Source organism: Pseudomonas sp. HMSC057H01 (assembly GCF_001836405.1).
In the GTDB taxonomy this organism is placed as follows: Bacteria; Pseudomonadota; Gammaproteobacteria; order Pseudomonadales; family Pseudomonadaceae; genus Pseudomonas; species Pseudomonas aeruginosa.
In genome coordinates this window covers 253,901-272,308 of sequence record NZ_KV828511.1, presented here as the reverse complement: position 1 = coordinate 272,308, position 18,408 = coordinate 253,901, and the positions used below count along the sequence as shown (strand labels likewise).

Genomic DNA, 18,408 nt, shown 5'->3' with positions numbered 1-18,408 from the left:
GCGGACGCAAGCCGATCTTCGGCACCAACCCGATCGCCTTTGGCTGGCCGCGTCCGGACGGCCCGCCGTTCGTCTTCGACTTCGCCACCAGCGCCGTGGCGCGTGGCGAGATCCAGTTGCACGAACGCGCCGGCAAGCCAATCCCGCTGGGCTGGGGGGTGGACGAGCAGGGCGAGCCGACCACCGATGCCAGCGCCGCGTTGCGAGGCGCCATGCTTACTTTCGGCGGGCACAAGGGCTCGGCCCTGGCGGCGATGGTCGAACTGCTCGCCGGTCCGCTGATCGGCGACCTGACCAGTGCCGAGTCGCTGGCCTACGACGAGGGCAGCCGTTCTTCTCCCTACGGTGGCGAACTGCTGATCGCCATCGATCCGCGGCGCATGCTCGGCGCCTCGGCGGAGGAGCACCTGGCGCGCGCCGAGACGCTGTTCGAAGGCATCGTCGAACAGGGCGCGCGCTTGCCCTCGCAGCGACGCTTCGAAGCGCGCGAACGCAGCGCCAGGGACGGCGTGACGATTCCCGAGGCGTTGCACCGGGAGCTGCTGGCGTTGCTGGAGTGAGCGCAAGGCGAGGGGCCGACCGGACAGCGTGGCGCAACGAGGACGACTGCGTAGGGCGGATAGCGCCAACGGCGTTATCCGCCATCCAGGCTTCCAGGCGTGCTCAATCCAGGGCCTCGCGCGTGCTCCGGCCATCGACCAGGCGCAGCAGGCCCAGCGGGTTGGCGTTCTTCAGGGCGTCCGGGAGCAGGCTGTCGGGGTAGTCCTGGTAGCACAGCGGGCGCAGGAAGCGTTCGATGGCCAGGGTTCCCACCGAGGTGCCGCGAGCGTCGGAGGTGGCCGGGTAGGGGCCGCCGTGGACCATGGCGTCGCATACCTCGACGCCGGTCGGATAGCCGTTGAATAGCAGGCGCCCGGCCTTGCCTTCGAGCAGCGGGACCAGCCCGGCGAACGCCGCGAGGTCTTCCGCTTCGCCGATCAGGGTCGCCGTCAACTGGCCGTGCAGGTTGTCCAGCGCGCGGGCAAGCTGTTCCTCGTCGGCTGCCTCGACGACCACGGTGGCCGGGCCGAACACCTCATCCTGGAGCAGTTCGTCGCCTTCCAGCAACAGGCCCACGTCGGCCTTGAACAACTGCGGATGGGCCTGCCGTCCTTCCTGTGGCGCGCCGGCCAGGCGCCGGATGCCGGGATGGCGCTCCAGGCGTTGCAGTCCTTCGACATAGCTGCGCAAGGTACCGGCGTTGAGCATGCTCTGTGCCGGCCTGGCGGCCAGTGCCTCGCCCAGGGCCGCGACGAAGGCGTCGAAGCCGGGGGAGCGCAGGCCAAGCACCAGGCCCGGCTTGGTGCAGAACTGGCCGCAGCCGAGCGTCACCGAGGCGGCCAGCTCCTCCGCCACCTGCCGGCCGCGCCGGCGCAGGGCTTCGGGGAGCACCACCAGCGGATTGATGCTGCTCATCTCGGCGAACACCGGGATCGGCTGCGGCCGCGCCGCTGCCAGGTCGCACAGTGCGCGCCCGCCCTTGAGCGAACCGGTGAAGCCGACCGCGCGGATGGCCGGATGGCGCACCAGCGCCTCGCCGACGCCGTTGCCGTAGACCATGTTGAATACCCCGGCCGGCATGCCGCTGTCGGCCGCCGCCTGGAGGATCGCGTCGGCCACGCATTCGGCTGTGGCCATGTGTCCGCCGTGGGCCTTGACCACCACCGGACAGCCGGCGGCCAGGGCGGCGGCGCTGTCGCCGCCGGCGGTGGAAAAGGCCAGCGGGAAGTTGCTGGCACCGAACACCGCCACCGGGCCGAGACCGATTCGCCACTGGCGCAGGTCGGGGCGCGGCGGGGTACGCCCGGGTTGTCCGCGATCGATGCGCGCGCCGTGGAAGTCGCCACGCCGCAGGACTTCGGCGAACAGCCGCAACTGGTTGGCGGTACGTGTCCGTTCGCCCTGGATGCGTACGGCGGGCAGCGCGGTCTCGCGACGGACCAGGGCGACGAAGTCGTCGCCCAGGGCGTCGAGGCGCGAGGCGATCGCCTCGAGGAATCCGGCGCGGCGCGTGGCGGACAGTTGCCGGTAGTGTGGATAGGCGCGTTCGGCGGCGCGGGCGGCGGCGTCGACCTCCGCCTCGGTGGCCTGGACGAAGGCGTAGGGCAGCGCTTCGCCGCTGTCGGCGTCGAGGCTGCGCAGGATGAGGTTGCCGGCGGCGCTGCGAGCGCCGCCGACGTAGTTGTGACCGAGGATACTGGGCATGGGGCCTCCCTGGGGACGGTGGACGGAATGCTCTGCCGCTGGCTCTCGCCGGCCGCTCCCTGGGGAGCGAGGCGGCGAGGGCGCGGCGCCGGCTACAAGCCGACGTCCGGCAGCACCGGCCGGCTGGCCAGGGCCTTGGCCATGATCCGCTCGACGTGCTCGCGATCGGCGCCGCGCAGGGCCAGGCGCGGTGGACGGGTGAGGGCGCTGCCGCGACCGGCGAGTTCCTCGCAGAGCTTGATGCACTGCACCAGGTCGGGACGGGCGTCGAGATGGAGGATCGGCATCAGCCACTCGTAGATCGGCATCGCCTCGGCGAAGCGCCCGGCCCTGGCCAGGCGGAAGATGGTCTCGCCTTCCTTCGGGAATACGTTGGACATTCCCGAGATCCAGCCCTGAGCGCCCACCGCCACGCTTTCCAGGACCACGTCGTCGAGGCCGGCGAAGAGGATGAAGCGCTCGCCCACCTGGTTGCGTACGTCGATGAAGCGGCGGGTGTCGCCGGAGCTGTCCTTGAAGCAGACGATGTTCTCGCAGTCGGCCAGGGAAACCAGGATGTCCGGGGTGACATCGTTCCGGTAGATCGGCGGGTTGTTGTAGACCATCACCGGCAGGTCGGTGCCGCTAGCCACGCTGCGGAAATGCTCGGCGGTCTCGTGCGGCTTGGAGGAATAGACCAGCGCCGGCATCACCATGATGCCGTCGACGCCGACCCGCTCCACCGCCTTGGCCACCTTCGCCGCGCCGGCGCTGGTGAACTCGGCGATCCCGCAGATCACCGGCACGCGGCCGCCGGAGGCATCCTTGGCGACCTCGGTGACGGCCATCTTCTCCTCGATGGTCAGCGAGGTGTTCTCGCCGACGCTGCCGCATACCACCAGCCCGGACACGCCGTCGCGCACCAGGTTGGAAATGACCGTGTGGGTTTCCTCCAGGTTCACCGAGAAATCGGCGTTGAATTGGGTGGTGACCGCGGGGAATACGCCGCTCCAGTTGACGTGCTTGCTCATGGTTTCTCCTTTTTTCGTATTTCGTATACGAATTCAATCGGACCGCTGCGGTCCGAGTCACAGGGCGACGGCAGCGTTCGCCGTCGTGGACGATCCGGTACGCGCCGGATCGGTTTCCGCCCGGCCGCTGCCTGCGGTCGGTCGGGGTGGTCAGCAGTGGCCGTCGGGCCAGGTATCGGACAGCCGATAGCCTTGCGGCCAGGGATCGTCCGGGTCGAGCAGGTACTGGTGGATGCCGGTGATCCAGGCGCGCCCGGACAGGCACGGGAGGATCGCCGGACGGCCGCCGAGTTCGGTCAGCGACTCGATGTGGCAGTAGAATTCCGAACCGATGATGGAGCGCCCGACGAAGCGTTCGCCGACCCGCAGCTGACCTTTCGCCTGGAGCACCGCCATCCGCGCCGAGCAGCCGGTGCCGCAGGGCGAGCGGTCGATCTTGCCGGGGCGGATGACCACCGCGTTGCTCGCGCCGAGGACACCGTCGCGGCGCTCCGGCGGCGCGGCCAGCTGGCAGAAGGACAGATGGTCCCAGTCCGGGTTGGTCGGGTGGTGGAAGCCCAGTTGTTCGTTGGCCGCGTGGGTGATCTTCAAGCCGGTGGCGACCAGCTCGGCGGCCTCGTCGGCGCGCAGGGCGAAGCCCAGGCGCCGGGCGTCGGCGATGACGAAGCTGTCGCCGCCGTAGGCGGTGTCGACCTGTAGCGAGCCGAGGCCCTCGACTTCGATCCAGGCGTCGAGGCGGTCGGCGAACGACGGCACGTTGCGGATTTCCACCCGCTCGGCCTTGCCGTCGCGGCATTCCGCGCGGGCCTCGATCAGCCCGCCCGGCGCTTCCAGCAGCAGCCGAGTCAGCGGTTCGCGCATCGGCAGGATGCCGCTGTCGAGCAGTACGGTGGCCACGCACAGCGAATTGGAACCGGACATCGGCGGGGTGTCGGCCGGCTCCATGATGATCCAGCCCATCTGCGCGCGCGGGTCCTTGGCCGGCACCAGCAGATTGGCGTGGCGGAACACTCCGCCGCGCGGTTCGTTGAGGACGAAGTTGCGCAGGTCCTGGTCTCTGGCGATCCAGCGCGACTGTTCCCAGAGGGTGGCGCCGGGCGGCGCGGCGACGCCGCCGACGATCACGTCGCCGACCTCGCCTTCGGCATGGCAACTGACGATGTGGACGATCCGCTGCGAACGCATGGCTATCTCCTGTGCGGGGGCGGGCTCAGAGCACCGAGCGGAGGAATTCCACCGTCTCCGGCCGCTGCGGGTTGCCGATCACCTGGTCGGGGGTGCCGATCTCGTGGACCAGGCCATTGCGGAAGAACGCCACCCGGTCGGACACGTCGCGGGCGAAGCGGATCTCGTGGGTGACCAGGACCATGGTCATGCCTTCCTCGGCGAGCAGGCGCATGGTGTCCAGCACCTCGCCGACCAACTGCGGGTCGAGCGCCGAGGTGGCTTCGTCGAACAGCATGTAGTCCGGCGACATCGCCAGCGCCCGGGCGATCGCCATGCGCTGTTGCTGGCCGCCGGAAAGGCGCTGGGGGAAGACCTTGAGCTTGTCGCCGAGACCGACGTGGGTAAGTTGCTTCAGCGCCATCGCCTCGGCTTCGGCGCGGCTCTTGCCGAGCACCTTGCGCGGCGCGAGCATGACGTTTTCCAGCACGGTCAGGTGGGGGAAGGCGTTCCACTGCTGGAAGACGATGCCGATCTTCCGCCGCAGGCGGTTGAGGTCGGTGCCGCGGGCATGCACGTCGATGCCGTCGACGCGGATGCTGCCGCGCTGGATCGGCTCCAGGCCGTTGATGCACATCAGCAGGGTCGACTTGCCGGAACCGGAGCCGCCGATGATCGACAGCACCTCGCCCTTGTCCACCCTCAGGTCGACGCCCTTGACCACCTCGAACTGGCCGTAGGCCTTGTGCACGCCGCTGATCTCGATCATTGCTGCCATCTCCGTTCCAGCCGGGCGCCGAGTCGCGCGACCACCCAGCTCATGAGGTAATAGACGAGCCCCGCGATGCAGAGCACGAAGAGCGGTTCCTGGATGCGCGTGACGATGGTCTGCGAGGCGCGCAGCAGTTCGACGATGCCGATCCAGAGCACCAGCGAGGTGTCCTTCATCACCGACAGGGTCAGGTTGACCCAACCGGGGAAGGCCACCCGGGCGGCCATCGGCAGGACGATGTGGAACAGGTCCTGGCGATAGCTCAGGCCCAGCGAACGCGCCGCCCGGCGCACGCTCGGCGGTACCGAGAGGACGCCGCCGCGGACCACCTCGGTGCAGTAGGCGGCGGCGTACACGCCGAGCACCAGGCAGGCCACGGCGAAGGCGCTCCAGTCGAGGCCGAGGATGCTCTTGAAGGAATTGAGCAGGACGAACTGGATCAGCAGCGGCACGCTGCGGAATACGTCGAGCAGCGCCGCCAGCGGCAGGCTGGCGCGTGGCAGCAGGGCGCGGAGCAGGCCGAAGACGACACCCAGCAGGGTGCCGATCAGCATCGCCATGGCGGTGATGGCGAGGGTGGTCCAGGCGCCTTGCAGGAGGAACAGCAGGTCGTTGGCGGTGAGGCTGGTGGTGAACACGGCATTCCCCTCAGTAACGGAACAGGCGCCAGCCCAGCAGGCGGGCGGCCAGCACCAGCAGCTTGGCCATGGCGAAGTAGAGGACGGCGGCCAGGGCGAAGTATTCGAAGGTGCGGAAGGTCTTGACGTTGAGCGCCTGGGTGACGCCGGTGAGGTCGTCGGTCAGGCCCACCACCACGCCGAGGGAGGTCATCAGCATGGCCCAGACCAACTGGTTGGTCAGCGGGTAGAACACCACCCGCAGCAGTTGCGGGATCACCACCAGGCGATAGGCCTGCGGCGCGCTCATGCCCAGCGAGCGGGCCGCCCGCAGCTGGGTCTCGGGCACCGCCTGGAGGCCGCCGCGGAAGGTCTCGGCGAGGTAGCCGGCGTTGTTGAAGGTGACCCCGGCGAGCAGGGCGAACCAGGAACTGACGTGCAGGCCGAAGGAGCCCAGGCCGAAGTAGAGGATGTAGATCTGGAATAGCGCCGGGGTATTCCGCGCGATGGAGATCCAGGCTCCGGCGGCGGCGCGCAGCGGGCGGTTGCCGCCGAGCCGGGCGAAGGCCAGGAGCAGGGCGATGAGGATGCCGAAGAGCATCGACAGCGCGGTGACCTGGAGCGTCACCAGGCTGCCGGCGAGCATCTCCGGCAGGGCGTTGAACGCCGAGCGCCAGTGGAAGGTGTAGTCGAACATCAGCAGTCCTCGCTCAGCCAGGCGGGCAGCCCGGCGGGGGGCCGTCCGCCGACGGCGGCCTCGACGCAGCCGGCGAGGCCGGCGAAGCGCACCTGGCGGCTGACCAGTCCGGGGGCGTAGTGGGCATACTTGGCGGAGTTGGTCATCAGGGTGCGCGCGCCCGGCGGTACCAGCGGTTCGTCGAGCATGCACCAGCAGGTGTCGGTGACCAGCCGCGCGCCGAACGCCTGCAGCGTCGCCAGGTGCCCGGCCGCTTCGGCCTGGGCGACGACCTGCCGGCTGCTGGTGATCACCAGCGCTACCTCCGGGTGTCTGCGGCGGCCGTGGCAGAGCGCGGCGAGCTGGGCGAATTCGCTGGCGGAGAAGTGCGGGTTGCCCAGCGCCACCAGGTCGATCCGCGTCTCGCCGGCGCTGTCCAGCTCGCGCCAGGCGTCGCGCAGGCGCTCGCGTCCGACCCGCAGGGTCCGCCGCGGCGCGCGGCCGCCGAAGGCGCTGGCCAGGTCAGGGGCTTCCGGGGTGACGCCGATGACGTGGAACATCGGCACCGAGGAACTGGTGCCCAGCGCCGCGCCGAAGGCCTTGAGCGCGTCGTGGTCCGGCTGCCGCTGCCGCAGGCCGTCGATCGCCGGGATCTGTCCGTCGCAGAGCAGGCCGCAGAGGTAGCCGAGGGTCGGGTAGAAGGCATCGTCGACGCTGCCGAGGTCTTCCACTTCGATCAGTACCCGCGCCTGGCGCTGCTCGTCGAGGTGGCAGCCGGCCAGCGGCGCGCGACCGGTGAGGGCGCAGCAGATATCCATGAAGTCGGCGTACTTGTTGGTGCGTGCGCCGAGCACGCTGTTGGCGAAGAGCACCGCGTTGGACTCGGCCCAGACGATCTGTTCGCCGGCCCGCGCGCTGTCGTCGAGCAGGTAGGGCGCGCAGGTGAAGCTGGGCTGCGCGCCCATGTCGAGATAGGCCTGGGCCAGGGCCGCGGCTGGCTCGCCGAGGGCGGCGGGTACGCCCTGTTCGCGCCAGCGGCGCTGGTCCACGGAGATGGCGTTGAGGGTGGTCGGTACCCGCACCCGGGCACCGAGGTCGCGCAGGGTCTCGGCGAAGCGCAGGCCGGCCGGGCCGGTGTAGATGCAAGCGTCGATGTGCGCGCGCTGGATCTCGACCAGCCGTTGCGCGCCCTGCAACGCCGCCATGCGCAGGACGATGCGCATCGCCAGGCGCGCGGCTTCGCCGTGTTCGCCGGCGAGCAGGGCCTGGTCGAAGGCGTCCAGTCGCGGGCCGGCATCGGTCGCCAGCGCTTCGGCGGGCCGGGCCTCCAGCGGCGGCGGGGCATCGCGGTGGAGTTCCAGGCGACCGTCGGCCAGGCGCGCCCAGGGATAGGCGGCGAGTTCGTCGAAGCGCTCGCCGAGACAGGCGATGGGTAGCGAGCGGCCGAACAGTTCCTCGGCGACTATCGCGCCGAGGGCGAGGATTTCGTCCGGTTCGCGCAGGAGGATCGCCGCCGGCGCACGTCCGCCGAGGATCAGTTCCAGCAGTACGCTGCTGCCGGTGCAGGAGCCGCGCCCACCGGGAATCGCCAGCAGCCTGCCGTGCAGATGGCGGCCGCTGAGCGGGTGGTGGCGGTCGATCACTTCCGCGCTGCGCGGGTCGACGCCGCCCCAGAAGCTCAGGCCGGTCGGTGCGTACAGCAGTTCGCCGGACGCGCTGCCGGCGACCAGGGTACGGGGAACGATGAGGTGTGCGTGCTTCATCGGCGCATCCAGGACGGGGGGAAACGGCGCGGCCCGGCGGCGGACCGCGCCCTCGGCTTCAGCGGTAGACCGCGCTGGTGGTCAGCTCCGGCGCCGTGCCGCCGACCCATTTCTGCGCCAGCTCGGCGTAGCGGCCGGTGCGCACCTGCTGGTTGATGAACAGGTTCAGGTAGTTGAGCAGGCCGTATTCGTTGCGCTTGGCGCCGAGGGCCACGTAGTCGATGTCATAGGGCGCGTCGCCGGCGATCTTCAGGCCCTTGTACTTGCCCGACTTGATCCACGAGGCGGCGACGGTGGAAGAGACGACCGTGGCGTCGATATGCCCCTGGCTGATCGCCAGGGCGGTGTCGGCCTCGGACTGGTAGGCGCGGAAGCTGCCCTTGGCGTCGCCCCAGGCCTTGCTGTCCTTCTCCAGGGCCAGCGCCTCGAAGGTGCCGGCGGTGCCGCCGACCGGGCGGCCCTTGAGGTCCTCGTAGCTGGCGATGCCGGTGTCCTCGCGGGTCAGTACCACCTTGACGAAGGCGAAGTAGGGGATGCTCATGCCGATGGTCTTGGCCCGCTCCAGGGTGTCCGAGGTGGACGCGACGATCACGTCGGCGCGACCCGATACCAGTGCCGGGATGCGGTCGGGAAAGGGCGTCTCGACGATCTCCGCCTTGACGTCCAGGGCCTTCGCCAGGTCGTTGCAGTAATCGACGTCGAAGCCCACCGGGTTGTTCTGCGCATCGCGCGAGCCCATCGGCGGAAAGTCCAGGGTGACGGCGCAGCGCAGCTTGCCGGACTCGATGATGTCGTCGAGCTTGTCGGCCTGGACGAGACCGGCGAGGGAACAGCCCAGGGCAGCGGTGAGGGCTAGGGCAAGGGTCTTCTTGGTATTCATGGGGGCCTCTGGCGATGCGGTTGAGTGGGAGGGCGGCAAATCCCGTATTTGTGATTTCGTATACGATATTTTAAGTGAGCAATGGCTGTGCCAGAACCTCGTCCGACGCCGATAAAAAACTTTCGCTGGAGCGCGACCGCTTTGGCTGGCGCGTCGCTGTGCCATGCCGCGCCGGACTGCGCCCCGCTCGGGCGCGGCCGGCGGTGTTACAAAAGGGAGCAGGATTGCTACCGCCGCCCCGTGGCGGGGCGAGGCGTTACGCTTTTCGGGGCTGGCGATGGGTCTCGCGGTACTGGCTCGGCGAGAGTCCGGTGAGCGCCTTGAACTGGCGGCTGAAGGCGCTGTGGTCGGTGTAGCCGCAGCGCAGGGCGATCTCGGTGATCGGCGCGTCGCCGGCGAGCAGTTGCGAGGCGGCGCCGAGCCGCGCCTTGTGGATCATCTGCCGTGGGGTGAGCTGGAAGATGCGCTTGCAGTGACGTTCCAGTTGCGCCACCGAGAGCCCGGCGATGGCAGTGAGATCGGCGAGGCTGAGCGGCTGGTCGTAGTGCTCGCGGATATGCGCATCCACCGCCGCCAGCCGCCCGTAGGCCGGGTGCGCCGACTGCGCCGCCGGCAGGTCGTGGGAGATGCCGGCCATGCCGATGATCGCCCCGTCGGCATCGCGCAGCGCCTGCTTGTGGGTCAGGCACCAGCCCGGCTGGCGACCGGGATAGAGGTGCAGCTCCAACTGGTTCTCCAGCGTCGCGCCGCCGCGCAGCACGCGCCGATCCTGCTCGGCATAGAGCGGACCGAGGCTGGAAGGGAAGACCTCGTCGGCGCTGCGGCCGAGCAGTTCGGTCTTCTCCTTCACGCCGCAGCGGCGTGCCAGGGTGCGGTTGACCAGGACGTAGCGGGCGCGCTCGTCCTTGACGAAGAACACCACGCCGGGCATGGCGTCGAGCAGCGCCTCGACCTGGCGCAGGCTGGCCAGCAGGCTGGCGAGGTCGGCGGGGGGCGGGGCGGCGAGCAGGTCGTGCATCGGGGCGAAGGCCTGGCTGGGGGACCGCGCCAGCATACGGGGCGCCGGCGGCCGGGAACAGGGCCCGGCCGCGCGCCTCAGTTGCCCGGCGAGTCGCAGCGCAATGGCACCGTGCGCACGCGGCGCAGGTAGAAGAGGCAGGTGGCGCCGAGCAGCAGCGTCATCAGGACGAACTCGACGGCCAGGGTCGTCTGCGTCGCTTCCAGGTAGTCGCCATGGCGCTCCAGCCTGTGCGCGAACACCGCGCCGAGCAGCGCCGAGCCGAGGCCGAGGGAGGCCTGCTGGACGGTGGCGAGCATGGCGCTGCCGGCGCCGGCCTGGGCGGTCGGCACCTCCGAGAGGCCGATGCGGAAGAAGCTGCTGACGATGAACGCCTGGCCGAAGCCGATCACCAGGGTCGCCGGCGCCAGGTTGAGGATGCCCGGCTGCGGCCAGACCCGTTGCAGGGTCAGCATCAGGCCGAGCAGGCCGCACATCTGGATGACGCAGCCGAGCAGCAGCAGGCGTACCGGGCCGATCCGCGCCGCCACCCGGGCGGTGAGCAGCGCCGAGACGAAGTAGGAGGCGCCGAGGGCGATGAAGGCATTGCCGGCCTGCACCGGCGAGAGACCGGCGCCGGCCTGCAGGGCCAGGGCAAGGGCGAACATGAAGCCGCTCCAGCAGGCGAAGAACAGGATCGCCAGCAACAGGCCGAAGCGGATGCTCGGCAGGCGCAGCAGCGACGGCGGCAGCAACGGCCAGGCCTGGCGGCGTTCCTGGCGCAGCTCGGTGCGCCACAGCCAGGCCAGCAGCGGCACCGCCGCCGCCAGCAGCAGGGCGCAGGGCCAGGACCAGTGCAGCGATGGGCCGAGAGCCAGCGGCAGCAGCAGGCAGAGGATCAGCGCGGCGAGCAGCAGGGTGCCCGGCGCGTCGACGCGGGCGGCATGCTCGGCGCGGGTCTCCGGTACCCAGCGGCGGCTGCAAAGGAGAATGCCGAGGCAGATCGGCAGGTTGATCAGGAACACGCTGCGCCAGCCGAGGCCGCCGATGTCGGCGGAGACCAGGAAGCCGCCGAGCACCTGGCCGACGACGAAGGCCAGGCCGCCGATGGCGCCGTAGGCGGCCAGCGCGCGGGAATGCGCGTGGCCGCTGAGGCTGACATGCAGGGTGGCGAGGATCTGCGGCACGATCAGCGCCGCGCCGACGCCCTGCAGGGCGCGCGCCACCAGCAGCAGCCAGACCGAACCGGCCAGCCCGCAAAGCAACGAGGCGACGGCGAACAGGGCGACGCCGAGATCGAACAGGCGGCGACGGCCGTAGTTGTCGCCAAGCCGGCCGCCCATCGCCAGGCACACGGCGAAGGCCACGCCGTAGACGGCGACGATCAGTTCCAGTTCGGTTTCGCTGGCGCCGAGGGAATGGGCGAGGGCGTCGAGGGCGACGTTGACGATGGAGAAATCGATCATCGGCAACAGTTGCCCCGCCAGCAGGATGCAGAGCCCGGCGAGGCCGAGCCGCGACGACGAGACGGTGCTGGGCATGGGCGGAGTCCTTGTGCGGAAGGGAGTGGGCTGGCAGCATGCGCTTCTGGCTAACCCGGTACCAGTTCTTGCTTATCCTGGTATTGGCGCTACCCGTCTGCCCTCCGGAGGACTTCGCCATGCCCCTCGACGCCCCTGCCAGCCACGCTGCGGAAAGCCCCGCGCAGCCGTCCCGCGCCGAACAGCTGGGGGCCTTCCTGCGCCGCCGGCGGGAAAGCATCGAGCCGCAGCGGGTCGGCATTTCCCGCCTCGGCCGCCGACGCACGCCGGGCCTGCGTCGCGAGGAGGTGGCGCAGCTCGCCGGGGTCGGCGTGACCTGGTACACCTGGCTGGAGCAGGGCCGCGCGGTACGCGCCTCGGAGCAGGTGATCGGAGCCATCGCCCGGGCCCTGCTGTGCAATGAGACGGAAACCCACCACCTGTTCAACCTCGCCGGGCTGGCCGCGCCGACCTCGGCGCGGCGGGTGGTCTGCGAGAAGCCTTCGGCCGCCACCCAGGCCATCCTCGATGCCCTCGACCCGTTGCCGGCCATGGTGCAGAACGCCCGTTTCGACATCCGCGGCTACAACCGCGCCTATTGCCGGCTGGTGGGCATCGACCTGGCGGAGATCCCCGAGGAAGACCGCAACTGCATCTACCTGGCGCTGACCCACGAGCGCTGGCGCTACTGCATGGCCAACCGCGAGGAGGCGTTGCCGCGGATGGTCGGCTTCTTCCGCGCGGCAATGGTCGAGCGCATGGGCGATCCGCTGTGGGAGCGGCAGTTGCAGCGCTGCCTGGAGGTTTCGGCGGAGTTCCGCGAGATCTGGCGGCGCAATGAGGTGATGGGTATCGAAAACCAGCTCAAGCGCTTCCGTCATGCGCGCTGCGGCGAATTCGAACTGCAGCAGACCAACTGGTGGTCGGCGCCGAAGAACGGCGATCGCCTGCTGGTCTTCGTCCCCCTCGACGACCACGCCCGCGACTGCCTGGAGCAACTGTGAGTCGGCGCCCTGTCCCGTAGCCAGCGCCTGCTCGACCTGCTGCAGATTCTGCGGCGGCATCGTTACCCGGTGGCCGGGCATGTGCTCGCCGGCGAACTGGGGATCAGCCTGCGCACGCTCTACCGCGATATCGCCACCCTGCGACAGCAGGGCGCGCACATCGAGGGCGGCGCCGGCGCCAGGCGTTGCTGCGCGAGTGGCGTGAACGGGAAAGCATCGCCGCGCAGTGAGCGACTGCTGCCGGAGACTGACAGACGGCCACCGCCTGCGGGTCTAGCGCCCGGCGCTGTAGCGGCTCAGAGCCGGAACTCCTCGGCGATCAGTTCGCCGAGGCGCTCCAGCGCCGGCGGCCGCTCTCCCGGGGCGAAGGCCAGGCGAATGCGGTGGGCGGGCAGTTCGGCGAAGCCCTCCGCCGGCCCCAGCACGCGCATCGTCGGGCCGACCCGCGCACGGTCGATCACGCCGATCGCCAGGCCGCCTTCGATGGCTGCTTCCAGCGCCGCCGCGCCGGGACTGCTGACCACCGTGCGCCAGCGCCGGCCCGTCGCGCCGAGGGCTTCCAGCAGCGCCTGCCGATAGGGACAACCCTGGCCGTGCAGGGCCAGCGGCAGCGGGCGTTGCGGATCGATCCGCAGGCCGTGGCCGGCAACCCACACCGGCTGGGTGCCGCCGATCTCGCGGGAGTGCCCGTCGTACGGGGTTTCGTCTTGCGCTTGCACCAGCAGGGCGAGGTCCAGCTGGCCCCGCCGCAGGCGTCCGGCCAGCCTGCCGCTGGCGTCGGTGAGCACCTCCAGCTCCAGCGCCGGCAGTTCCGCGCCGAGGCGCGGCAGGAGACGGCCGAGCAGCTTGCCGGCGTATTCCTCGGAAATGCCGAAGCGCACCCGCAGCGGCTCTTCCCGTCTGCGCAACCCGGCGAGCACGCGGTCGTGGGTCTCCAGCAGCTCGGCGGTCTGGCGCTGGAACCGCTGCCCCAGCGGGGTCAGCCGCACCGACTGGTTGTCGCGCTCGAACAGCCGGCCGCCGGCCAGTTCCTCCAGGCGCCGGACGTGGGTGCTCACCGCCGAGGGGCTGCGGTTGAGGTGGCTGGCCGCGGCGAGGAAACGGCCGAAGCGCAGGATGGCATGGAAGGTACGCAGCAGCTCGATATCCAGGTTGGCGCTCATGGTTCCGATTTCCTGCATGACTGGTGCAGATAGTTTCGTTTGATAGTAGCGGCGGAGGCCGCCTAGCCTCGACTCGAACCTGACCGACGGAGGCGAGCGATGCGCGCGACCACCTGCACCCCGCGAGCGATGCCCGGGGCGACCCGCCTGCTGGCCGTGCAACTGGGCATGGTACTGGCCTGGAGTTCCGGCTTCGTCGGCTACCGCTATGCCATGGAACAGGCGCCGGTGTTCCTCACCAGCTTCTGGCGTTTCGCCGTCTGCCTGGCGCTGCTGCTGCCCTTCGCCTGGGCCGGGCTGCGCCGGTTGTCGGCGCGCCAGTGGCGGCGCCAGGCGCTGATCGGGGCGTTGGCCTACGCGGGCTACATAGCGCCGATCGCCAAGGCCATCGAACTCGGCGTCTCGCCGGGCGTGGCGGCGCTGATGGCCGACCTGTTGCCGCTGCTGGTGGCCTTGCTGGCGCTGGTCCTGCCGGGGCAGCGAACGCGGCCGGGGCAGTGGCCGGGGATCGCCCTGGGCGTCGCCGGGGTGCTCTGGGCCGGGCATGCGGCGCTGGCGCTGGGGCGGGCGCCGGGCTGGGCCTACGGCCTGCCGCTGCTGGGCATGCTGGCGCTGGCCCTGGCCACCCTGTTGCAGAAGCGCTGGGACGATGCGCCGGGATCGCTGGCCGTGGTGCTGTTCGTGCAGATCGGCGCCGCGCTACCGGCGTTCGCCGGCCTGGCGCTGGCGGAGGGTAGCCTGCGGCCGCCGCTGTCCGGCGGATTCCTGTTCGGGCTCGCCTGGCTGGTGCTGCTGCCCACCTTCGGCGGCTACGGCCTGTACTGGCTGGGCCTGCGCCATCTTTCCGCACAGGGCGGCAGCGCGGCGCTGTACCTGAGCCCGGCGCTGACCCTGCTATGGGCGCACTGGATGTTCGCCGAGCCGCTGACACCCATGCTGCTGGGTGGTCTGCTGCTGTCGCTGGCCGGCCTCGGCTGGCTGTATCGCGCCGAGCGTCGCTAGCCGGCGTCGCCCTGCCAGCGGGCCAGGGTCTCCAGGCGCGCCGGGCTGAACGGCGGACGCGGCGCCGGAGGCGTCCAGCCGAACAGGAATTGCGCGGCGCTGCCGCATATCCGCCCCTGGCAGGCGCCCATGCCGCAACGGCTGTGCAGCTTGGCCTCGGTCCAGCCGGCATGCCCGGCCAGCGCGGCCAAGGGGACGTCTTCGCAACGGCAGACCAGGGTATCCGCCTCCGCCAGTTCACGCAGTTCGGCACGCAGGGCGAAGTGTCGCGCCAGGGTGTCGGCGAAGCCCTGCCAGCGTCGCCGTCGTGGCCACAGGCGGCGAGCCGCGTCGCGCTCGTCGACGGCGGCATGGCCGGCGATGGCGCCTTCCACCAGGGCCAGTTCGCTGCCGCCGAAGCCGGTGCATTCGCCGGCGGCGTAGTGGTCGGGCAGGCTGCCGGCCTGCCATTCGTCGACGGCGAGCGCCTGGCCGTCGAGGCGATAGCCAAGGGCCTGGCCGAGTTGCACGTTGGGCGCCAGGCCGAAGCCGCAGGCCAGGCGTTCGCAGGCGATCTCGCGGACCCGACCGCCTTCGCGCAGGCGCACGGCTTCCAGGCGCTCCTCGCCGAGGGCGGCGAGCACGTAGCTGTCGGCGCGGTAGCTACGGGCGAACAGGCCGGCGGCCTGCCACAGCTTACCGGGCCAGCGCGGCAGGCGTACGGCGAAGGCGGCCAGGGTTCTCGCCGGCGCCTGTTCGGCGACGCGCAGCAGGCGCGCCCCGCACTGGCTGGCGCTGGCGGCGCTGGCCAGCAGCAGCGGGCCGGAGCCAGCCACCACTAGGCGCTGGCCGGCCAGTGGCAGGCCGCCCTTGGCCAACGCCTGCAGGCCGCCGGCGCCGGTGACGCCGGGGAGGGTCCAGCCGGGAAAAGGCAGCAGCAGTTCGCGGGCGCCGGTGCAGAGGACCAGGCGTCGGTAGCCGACCTGCCAGCCACGTTGCGGGTCTTCCAGCAACAGGCGCCTGCCGGGACCGCAGGCGACCACCCGGGTCGCCGGGAGGTACTCGACATTGGCCTGCCCGGCCAGGCGTTGACGCATCTGATGGGCACGCGGCGGCAGGCTGGCACGCGGGCCGTCGCGCCAGATCTGTCCGCCGGCGGCCGGGTTGTCGTCGACCAGGGCGATGCGCGCGCCGCTCGGCGCGGCGGCCAGCGCTGCGGCCAGGCCGGCGGGGCCGGCACCGACGATCAGCAGGTCGTAGTCGGCGCTCATGCCTGGGTCTCCACGCGCATGCCGGGTTGGCAGACGGTCTGGCAGGCCAGGCGTCGCCGACCGTCGATCAATACCCGGCATTCCTGGCACGCGCCCATGCCGCAGAACGGCGCGCGCCGCCCGCCGCCGACCGCGCTGCGGGAGCAGCCGTCGCCGCCGAGGGCGAGGGCGGCCGCCACGCTGGTACCGACGGCGACCCGCAGCGGACGCCGGTCGATGAACAGTTCGATCATGGCCGGGCACTCCCGGAGCTGGAGAGGAAGCGTTGCGGCAGATAAGGCGTGGGATCCAGCGGCGGCGTTTCGCCGAACAACTGGGCGGCGAGCAGGCGCGCGCTGCCCGGCGCGGTGGTCACGCCCAGGCCCTCGTGGCCGACCGCCAGCCACAGGCCCGGCTGCGCCGGGTGCTCGCCGAGCAGCGGCAGGCCGTCCGGAGTGGCGGCGCGGAAGCCGGTCCAGGCACGGATCGCATTGAGGCCGGCGAGCCCCGGCAGGTAGTCCAGGGCACGCCGCAGCATGCGCGCCAGCACCGGGCCTTCCACCTGCGGGTCGAGCGTGTCGAACTGCCGCGAGGAGCCGAGGAAGATCTGCCCGGTGGGGCGCGGCTGGGCGTTGAAGGCTACCGAGGTACCGCTGCTGGCGTGGGCGCTGCTGACATAGCCGAGTTCCACCAGTTGATGGCGGAGGGTGCCGGGATAGCGGTCGGTGATCAGCAGGTGGCCTTTCTTCGGGCGGATCGGCAGCTCCGCGCACAGCTCGCCGGCATGGATGCCGTTGGCCAGCACCAGCGCCTCGGCGCTCAGCCAGCGGCCGTCGGCCAGGCGCAGGCGGCTGCCGTCCACTTCGCTGACTTCGGCGTGCAATCGAAGCAGGCGCGGGCCGGCTCGTTCGAGCAGCCAGCGCGCCGCGTTGGGCGCGTAGAGGATGCCGTCGCCCGGCACCTTCAGGGCGCCGGCGAGGCCTGGCCGCAAGACCGGTTCCAGGTCACGCAGGCGCGCGGCGTCGAGCATCTCGCAGGCGACGCCGGCGGCCAGCAGGGCCTGGCGCTTGCGCTCGGCTTCGGCGAGTTCGGCGGCGTCGGCGGCCAGCCAGAGGGTGCCGCAATTGCGGTACGCGCAGTCTTCCGGCAGATCCGCCGCCCAGGTGCGCCAGGCCTGGATCGAGTAGTCGCTGAGGGCCAGTTCGGCCGGGTTGTCGTCCATCGCCACCAGGTGCCCCATGCCCACCGCGGTGGCGCCGCCGCGGCGGCTGTCCAGCACCAGCACGTCGAGGCCGCGACACGCCAGTTCATGGGCGCAGGCGCTGCCGACGATGCCGGCGCCGACCACGATGACCTCGGCGTTCACCGGCGGATGCCCCAGGCGAACGGATCGTCGTCCGCCAGCAGCAGGGTGGCTTCCGCGCTGACGTGGGCGCGGCCGCGGATGGTCGGCACGATACGCCCGCCGGGCTGGCCGTCGAGCCATTCGTAACGCCCCTCGAACTGGCTGCCGATCACGCTCGCCTGGCGCCAGGGCTGGCCGGGCAGCAGCTTGCCGTCGGCGGCCAGGCAGGCCAGCTTGGCACTGGTGCCGGTGCCGCAGGGCGAGCGGTCGTAGGCCTTGCCGGGGCAGAGCACGAAGTTGCGGCTGTCGGCGTGGGGGTCGTCGGCGAACAGTTCGATGTGATCGATGGCGCCGCCGTCCTCGCCGCGGATGTCCTGGTCGTCCAGCGCCTGCTGGACGGCGACGGTGTAGGCGGTGAGGGCGTCGAGGTTGTCGCCGGCGAGGCGCTGGCCGTGTCCGGCGACCAGGAAGAACCAGTTGCCGCCCCAGGCGATGTCGCCGCTGACCCGGCCGATGCCGGGCACTTCGACGCTGACCTGGCGACGGTAGCGGTAGGCCGGCACGTTGCGCACGCTGACCGAGCCGTCCTCGTGGAGGGTCGCCTCGACCTCGCCGACCGGCGTCTCGATGCGGTGCACGCCGGGACCGATCCGCCCGAGGTGTGCCAGCGAGGCGACCAGGCCGATGGTGCCGTGGCCGCACATGCCGAGGTAGCCACTGTTGTTGAAGAAGATCACTCCGGCACAGGCTTCGGGATCGACCGGTGCGCAGAGCAGGGCGCCGACCAGTACGTCGCTGCCGCGCGGTTCGAGGATGCAGGCGGCGCGCCAGGCGTCGTGGCGCTCGCCGAGCAGGCGCCGGCGCTCAGCCATGTCGCCGTGGCCGAGATCGGGAAAGCCGCCGATGACCAGGCGGGTGGGCTCGCCGCCGGTATGCGAATCGATGATGCGGATGCGTTGCATGGTGGCCCTCGCCTGTGCCGGGGTATGCGCCACAGGGTGGCGTTTCGGCGGGGCGGGGCG

At 71.0% G+C, this 18,408-nt stretch carries 17 protein-coding genes and 2 pseudogenes; 4 read left to right on the top strand and 15 right to left on the bottom strand.

All coding sequences use genetic code 11. The features are described from left to right. Window positions 1-560, top strand: a pseudogene (gene lhpD, locus HMPREF2581_RS24110) (bifunctional delta(1)-pyrroline-2-carboxylate/delta(1)-piperideine-2-carboxylate reductase); the annotation flags it as partial. 103 nt (window positions 561-663) lie between these two features. Here lhpD and HMPREF2581_RS24105 read toward each other — a convergent pair. The 10 genes from HMPREF2581_RS24105 to HMPREF2581_RS24060 all read right to left on the bottom strand — a co-directional run bounded on the left by HMPREF2581_RS24105 (window position 664) and on the right by HMPREF2581_RS24060 (window position 11,664). Continuing rightward, on the bottom strand, window positions 664-2,244 hold the full coding sequence (locus HMPREF2581_RS24105; RefSeq protein WP_003110830.1) for an aldehyde dehydrogenase (NADP(+)): 1,581 nt from the start codon (window positions 2,242-2,244) through the stop codon (window positions 664-666). Window positions 2,245-2,336: 92 nt separating this feature from the next. After that, window positions 2,337-3,254 carry a dihydrodipicolinate synthase family protein gene (locus tag HMPREF2581_RS24100; RefSeq protein WP_003110831.1) on the bottom strand — a complete coding sequence of 306 codons (918 nt, stop codon included), beginning with the start codon at window positions 3,252-3,254 and terminating at the stop codon, window positions 2,337-2,339. Window positions 3,255-3,404: 150 nt separating this feature from the next. Next, entirely contained in the window at window positions 3,405-4,439 is a 1,035-nt protein-coding gene (locus tag HMPREF2581_RS24095; protein ID WP_003140430.1) for a trans-3-hydroxy-L-proline dehydratase, read from the bottom strand. A gap of 25 nt (window positions 4,440-4,464) precedes the next feature. Further along, window positions 4,465-5,187, bottom strand: a complete 723-nt coding sequence (locus HMPREF2581_RS24090) for an amino acid ABC transporter ATP-binding protein (protein ID WP_003086746.1) — start codon at window positions 5,185-5,187, stop codon at window positions 4,465-4,467. Continuing rightward, window positions 5,184-5,828 (bottom strand): amino acid ABC transporter permease, encoded by a 645-nt coding sequence (locus tag HMPREF2581_RS24085; RefSeq protein WP_003082557.1) that lies wholly within the window; start codon window positions 5,826-5,828, stop codon window positions 5,184-5,186. The genes HMPREF2581_RS24090 and HMPREF2581_RS24085 overlap by 4 nt, the downstream gene beginning before the upstream one ends. 10 nt (window positions 5,829-5,838) lie before the next feature. Next, complete coding sequence (locus HMPREF2581_RS24080; protein WP_003082559.1) at window positions 5,839-6,504, bottom strand: amino acid ABC transporter permease; 666 nt, start codon at window positions 6,502-6,504, stop codon at window positions 5,839-5,841. Beyond that, a complete protein-coding gene (locus HMPREF2581_RS24075; RefSeq protein WP_003140428.1) occupies window positions 6,504-8,246 on the bottom strand; it encodes a cis-3-hydroxy-L-proline dehydratase in 1,743 nt (580 codons plus the stop codon). Before HMPREF2581_RS24075 ends, HMPREF2581_RS24080 begins: the two co-directional genes overlap by 1 nt. A 58-nt stretch (window positions 8,247-8,304) precedes the next feature. After that, window positions 8,305-9,126, bottom strand: a complete 822-nt coding sequence (locus HMPREF2581_RS24070) for an ABC transporter substrate-binding protein (protein ID WP_003140426.1) — start codon at window positions 9,124-9,126, stop codon at window positions 8,305-8,307. Window positions 9,127-9,382: 256 nt separating this feature from the next. Beyond that, entirely contained in the window at window positions 9,383-10,180 is a 798-nt protein-coding gene (locus HMPREF2581_RS24065) for an AraC family transcriptional regulator (protein WP_016254136.1), read from the bottom strand. A 41-nt stretch (window positions 10,181-10,221) separates the two neighbouring features. Continuing rightward, entirely contained in the window at window positions 10,222-11,664 is a 1,443-nt protein-coding gene (locus HMPREF2581_RS24060) for an MFS transporter (protein ID WP_003110835.1), read from the bottom strand. Window positions 11,665-11,702: 38 nt separating this feature from the next. Here HMPREF2581_RS24060 and HMPREF2581_RS24055 point away from each other — a divergent pair, with 38 nt between their 5' ends. Then, window positions 11,703-12,647 (top strand): helix-turn-helix transcriptional regulator, encoded by a 945-nt coding sequence (locus tag HMPREF2581_RS24055; RefSeq protein ID WP_003133531.1) that lies wholly within the window; start codon window positions 11,703-11,705, stop codon window positions 12,645-12,647. Window positions 12,648-12,656: 9 nt separating this feature from the next. Further along, window positions 12,657-12,806 (top strand): annotated as a pseudogene (locus HMPREF2581_RS32490) (HTH domain-containing protein); the annotation flags it as partial. Between the two features lie 137 nt (window positions 12,807-12,943). Here HMPREF2581_RS32490 and HMPREF2581_RS24050 read toward each other — a convergent pair. After that, window positions 12,944-13,810, bottom strand: coding sequence for a LysR family transcriptional regulator (locus tag HMPREF2581_RS24050; RefSeq protein WP_003082572.1), 867 nt, complete (start codon window positions 13,808-13,810; stop codon window positions 12,944-12,946). A 99-nt stretch (window positions 13,811-13,909) separates the two neighbouring features. Here HMPREF2581_RS24050 and HMPREF2581_RS24045 point away from each other — a divergent pair, with 99 nt between their 5' ends. Continuing rightward, entirely contained in the window at window positions 13,910-14,812 is a 903-nt protein-coding gene (locus tag HMPREF2581_RS24045; RefSeq protein ID WP_003114958.1) for a DMT family transporter, read from the top strand. Here HMPREF2581_RS24045 and HMPREF2581_RS24040 read toward each other — a convergent pair. From HMPREF2581_RS24040 to HMPREF2581_RS24025, 4 genes are read right to left on the bottom strand one after another with little or no spacing between them, the layout of a single operon-like run. Next, window positions 14,809-16,062: an NAD(P)/FAD-dependent oxidoreductase gene (locus tag HMPREF2581_RS24040; RefSeq protein ID WP_003140421.1), complete on the bottom strand. Its 1,254-nt coding sequence runs from the start codon at window positions 16,060-16,062 to the stop codon at window positions 14,809-14,811. The two genes, HMPREF2581_RS24045 and HMPREF2581_RS24040, sit on opposite strands and share 4 nt — an antisense overlap. Further along, the gene (locus HMPREF2581_RS24035) at window positions 16,059-16,295 is read right to left on the bottom strand and encodes a (2Fe-2S)-binding protein (RefSeq protein ID WP_014603678.1); all 237 of its coding nucleotides are present in this window, start codon (window positions 16,293-16,295) and stop codon (window positions 16,059-16,061) included. The genes HMPREF2581_RS24040 and HMPREF2581_RS24035 overlap by 4 nt, the downstream gene beginning before the upstream one ends. Continuing rightward, on the bottom strand, window positions 16,292-17,407 hold the full coding sequence (lhpB, locus tag HMPREF2581_RS24030; protein WP_003140419.1) for a D-hydroxyproline dehydrogenase subunit beta LhpB: 1,116 nt from the start codon (window positions 17,405-17,407) through the stop codon (window positions 16,292-16,294). The genes HMPREF2581_RS24035 and lhpB overlap by 4 nt, the downstream gene beginning before the upstream one ends. Next, window positions 17,404-18,348, bottom strand: coding sequence for a 4-hydroxyproline epimerase (locus HMPREF2581_RS24025; RefSeq protein ID WP_003117444.1), 945 nt, complete (start codon window positions 18,346-18,348; stop codon window positions 17,404-17,406). The genes lhpB and HMPREF2581_RS24025 overlap by 4 nt, the downstream gene beginning before the upstream one ends. Between the last annotated feature and the right edge of the window lie 60 nt (window positions 18,349-18,408).